General features: G+C 35.2%; 4 protein-coding genes. 1 reads left to right on the forward strand and 3 read right to left on the reverse strand.

Annotated elements, in window-relative coordinates; translation table 11 throughout:
• Positions 1-110, forward strand: a 110-nt coding sequence (locus tag DV872_RS25805) for an IS3 family transposase (protein ID WP_147283199.1), incomplete at its 5' end; no start/stop codon positions are given.
• A 31-nt stretch (positions 111-141) separates the two neighbouring features.
• On the opposite strand, the gene DV872_RS25810 is transcribed toward DV872_RS25805, so the two are convergent.
• From DV872_RS25810 to DV872_RS25820, 3 genes are all read right to left on the reverse strand, one after another.
• Complete coding sequence (locus DV872_RS25810) at positions 142-1,752, reverse strand: InlB B-repeat-containing protein (protein WP_114632857.1); 1,611 nt, start codon at positions 1,750-1,752, stop codon at positions 142-144.
• A gap of 162 nt (positions 1,753-1,914) precedes the next feature.
• On the reverse strand, positions 1,915-2,562 hold the full coding sequence (locus tag DV872_RS25815; protein ID WP_114632858.1) for a response regulator transcription factor: 648 nt from the start codon (positions 2,560-2,562) through the stop codon (positions 1,915-1,917).
• Positions 2,559-3,032 carry a sensor histidine kinase gene (locus DV872_RS25820; protein WP_230391695.1) on the reverse strand — a complete coding sequence of 158 codons (474 nt, stop codon included), beginning with the start codon at positions 3,030-3,032 and terminating at the stop codon, positions 2,559-2,561. Before DV872_RS25820 ends, DV872_RS25815 begins: the two co-directional genes overlap by 4 nt.
• Positions 3,033-3,169: the final 137 nt, after the last annotated feature.

Below are 3,169 nucleotides of genomic sequence, written 5' to 3' on the forward strand. Positions count from 1 at the left end.
AACTATATGATTATGTAAATTGGTATAATAATAAAAGGATTCATGGGTCTCTGGGGTATTTAACACCAGTGGAATACAAAACTTTGATGTCCGAGAAAATAGTGTCCTAAAAGGGGTTGCCGATCCAACTACCATTTAAGACTACCCCCCCCAGTTTTCGATTCTACTGAAGAAGCGAGAAAATTTACTTGAATTAATGCCGAACCAAATAAAATCTCCTCCAATCCTGACATCATACCATCCTGTTTCACTGTAACTATGTGCTAATCCAGAAGATGTTGTCCAAGTGGATCGTGTTCCATCCCCCCAATCAATAATATTTGAAGAACTATTACTTGACGATATTGGAATATTGACACTTAATGCCCCTGAATTATAAAGGTCTATACAACCAATAAATGTTGGTAAAACACAGATTTCAATTTCATCTTCAAATATACCATCGGATGAGCTTATTGAAATAACAGCTGTACCTTCGTTTAATGCTTCAACGATTCCATTATCTGTAATCGTTAATATTGTTTCATCACTAGAGGAGAAGGAAACATTCTGTCCGATAACACCTTTGGGTAAATACTCCCATGAGAGTTGTATCTGATCTTCTATTAAAACTGAATTTTCAATTTCAGATAATTGTAGCTCTAAGATAGGAATAATTTCCCACTGAGCATAAAGAGTAATATCATTATCAGGCATACTGATTTCTGATCCGATCAAATAGAAAGTTCCGGAGCCATCTGCTTCAGTATCCCATCCAGTACAAGTATAACCTTCCAGGATCATTTCTCCTTGATTTGGTACTTTGATCAAACTACCTGCTATATATTGATTGTTATCCTCCGGAACATCTGAACCTTTATATTGATTACCTTCATAATTGATAGAATAAGTGGGTAGCTGAGTCCAGACTGCATACAGAGTTTCATCATAAGCCGGCATATCGATTTTCTGGCCTGCGGTATAAACCGCCATTGTTCTCTCTGAATCTGTATTCCATCCAACAAAAGAATACCCATCAAGGATCATATCTCCTTGGTCTAAAACAGTAACCTCTGTTCCTTCCAAATATTGATTTCCATCAGTTGGTACATTCAATCCTGAATATTGGTTACCATTGTAAGTAATTGAAAATGTTGGCAACTGAGTCCAGACAGCATAAAGAGATAAGTTATGACCTGGCATGTTAATAATCTCTCCAGCCGTATAAATTGCTTCTTCTCCATCTGAATCAGGATTCCATCCCAAGAAAGCATATCCATCAAAGATCATATTTCCTTTATCTAAAATTGTAACTGGCGAGCCTTCTGAATAAGATGTATAATCAATAACAAGTTCAAGCCCTGCATATTCATTCCCTGAATAGATAATATTATACGTTTGAATTATCAGCCATTGAGCATAAAGAGTTATATTTTCTTTGTCCATTATTAAGGTTTCACCGGGTGTATATAAAATTCCCGATCCATCTGCCTTAGTATTCCAGAAATTAAATTTATACCCTGTTTTAGTAAGGTTACTTGAATCTAAAACTACGACTTCATCACCTTCTGAGTATGCTCTAGTATCCTTAGGTAGAGAACCATTTTCATCTATTGGGACATCACCACCATCTGCACCATTCCCGTCATAAATCACTTGATACGAACCTAGTTTCACAATTGGATTACGACAGCTGGTAGCTAAAATAAGTGTGACTAAAACAAGTAATGAAATTGTAAATATGGTCTTAAAAGTTAAGTAGAAATTTTTCAAGTTGATTACTCCATTAAAAAATCTTTGAACAAAACAAAAAAAGTGGTCAATTATATTTTATAGAGTACTTGTTCTCATCACAATTAGAATATTTCTTATACTGACAAGCCAAAAAGATGCAAAATTGTAAACCTGCTAAAATTGAGCAATGATTTACAATCTCTAAAGAATACCTATCTCAACTGCAATTTCATCAAGATCTTGCTGATCATGAATAGCTAGTTTTTTATAAATATTCTGCCTATGAGCAAAGACAGTTTTATTTGATATCTTAAGATCATAGGCTATCTCTTTGATTGAGAGCTGATGGCTGAGTTTTTCAAAAACTTCTTTTTCTCTATCAGACAGCAAATTATAGGGGCTCGCTTCCGGAATAAATGTGCTGAGAGTTGATTGAGCTATTACTTGATTAATAAGCTGTAAGATCTTCTGAGAATAATAGATGTTATCATTATAAACAGCATCTACAGCTGCAAGGATTTCCTTATCGCTGCAGTCTTTTGTCAGATATCCATTTGCCTGAGACTTCACTGCTTTGATGACAAAATCAAATTGATTATGCATGCTCAAAAAAAGAATCTTTATTTCTGGATACTTCTGCTTCACTATTTCTGCCAAATAAAATCCATCACCATCAGGAAATGAGATATCCATAATTATGATCTCTGGAATATCTGAACCATTAAGTTTTGATACTGTTTCCTTTATGGAATTTGCAGTCCACAAGATTTCTGATTGGGGAATACTGGATACAATATTCTGAACCCCACTCACCATTGAAGGATGATCATCAACAATACAGACTTTCATACAATATCCTCCCTGAGTGGTATAGATGCAAAAACTTCAGTCCCTGCTCCCTTATGAGGTGTAATCTTCAAAAAACAATTGCACTGTCTTACACGTTCTCTCATAGAGATAATTCCTATTCCATTTGAGTTATTTGAATCAGATTGGTCAAATCCTTTTCCATTGTCAGTGATCCTGATTTTGAGTTCATAACCTCTTGTACTGATTCTTAATGAAATGTAGCTTGCCTCTGCATGTCTAATCGCATTTGAAACTGCTTCCTGACATAAACGAATAATATGAAGAGATATTTCAGGAGAAATTGATTTTAATTTTAAGTCCTCACTCATAGACAATGTAACAGGAATCTCACTTTGTTCATTGACTCTCCTGATAATATCCTGAAGCACTTCTTTAAAACTGAAGCGATGTACTTCAAGAGTATTTAAAGAAGAAATAAGATCTCTCATATCATCTATTGCTATTTGCAAAGAATCAGAATGGAAAATCCGGTTTAATCCTGCCACCCATTCCGGATTAAACTTGCCGGGTAATCCGGATTTATCCTGCCACCCCATTCCGGTTTAAACCTGCCACTTTTGGCAGCAAGTCCGGAATCAAATATTGT

The organism is Oceanispirochaeta sp. M1, from assembly GCF_003346715.1.
GTDB lineage: Bacteria > Spirochaetota > Spirochaetia > DSM-2461 > DSM-2461 > Oceanispirochaeta.